The sequence below is a fragment of the Kitasatospora sp. NPDC056138 genome, assembly GCF_042264695.1.
Classification (GTDB): Bacteria; Actinomycetota; Actinomycetes; order Streptomycetales; family Streptomycetaceae; genus Kitasatospora.
The window spans coordinates 30,184-31,306 of the sequence record NZ_JBHJVK010000087.1 but is presented as its reverse complement, the minus strand read 5'-3'; the positions used below and the strand labels follow the sequence as shown (position 1 = coordinate 31,306).

The window sequence follows — 1,123 nt, the reverse complement described above, 5'->3', positions numbered from 1 at the left end:
CAAAGCGCCGATGGTACTGCAGGGGGGACCCTGTGGGAGAGTAGGACGCCGCCGAACAAATTTTGGAGAAAGCCCCCTCCCGGGTTCGGGAGGGGCCTTTCTGCGTTAATCTCTGCGAATGCAGAACCTGACCCTTACGTGGCAGACCGCCGGCGGCGCGTCGGTGGTCCTGTTCGGAGCGGCGTATGCGGTCAAGCGCGCCACGCGTTCCGGACCCGCCACGCGTGCTTCCGGTGCGGCGGCCGTGCTGCGGGAGGCCGGCATTCTGCTGGGGCTCTTCACGCTCTGGCAGCTGGTCGGCCATCTCTCGCTGTTGAGCGCGGATCATGCGCTGGACCGGGCGGAGTGGATCCACCGGACCGAGCTGCGGCTGGGCCTGCCCGACGAGGCGGCCTGGCAGCGCGCGGTCGTGCCGCACGGATGGCTGGTCACGGCCAGCAACTACTACTACGCGAGCATGCACTTCGGTGTGATGCTCGTGCTGCTGCTCTGGCTCTTCCTGCGGCACCGGGATCGTTACCGATCGGTGCGGACCACCGTGGTGCTGACCACGGCCGCGTGCCTGCTGATCCAGTTCATTCCGGTCGCGCCGCCGCGCATGCTGCCGGACAGCGGGTTCGTCGACCTGGCGGCCGAGTACGGGCAGTCGGTCTACGGCGGCAGGGTCGGCGGAGTGGTGGCGGATCAGCTGTCCGCGATGCCGTCGGTCCACGTGGCGTGGTGCGTGATCGTGGCGGTGGCCGTCGTACGGGTCGCACGAGGGCCGTGGCGGTGGTTGGTCGTGCTGCATCCGCTGATCACGGTCCTCGTCGTGGTGGTGACGGCGAACCACTTCTGGGCGGACGGCCTGGTGGCGGTGGCGCTGCTGACGGTGGTGTACCTGGTGCAGCACGCTGCGAGCGGCTGGCGGACGGACGTCGAGGAGCCCGCGGGAACGTCCTCGCAGGTGACGGTCCGGGCGGCGGAACGGACGTCCGCGAGCAGGCCGTGAACGCGCGGGAACTGTCCCGCGCGGCAATGGGGTGGGGCCGGACTCCCTCGGGGGTGCCGGCCCCCCCCGTGCGGTGGGCCGGTGGCCCGGTGGCCCGCCCGGGGCTTATAAACAAAAGAACCAGCCGACCGA

1 protein-coding gene is annotated in these 1,123 nt (G+C 70.1%); it reads left to right on the top strand.

Annotation, left to right across the window (positions count from 1 at the left end; genetic code table 11):
• Positions 1–118 precede the first annotated feature (118 nt).
• Positions 119–991 (top strand): phosphatase PAP2 family protein, encoded by an 873-nt coding sequence (locus tag ACFC1R_RS34355; RefSeq protein WP_375945480.1) that lies wholly within the window; start codon positions 119–121, stop codon positions 989–991.
• Positions 992–1,123 lie beyond the last annotated feature (132 nt).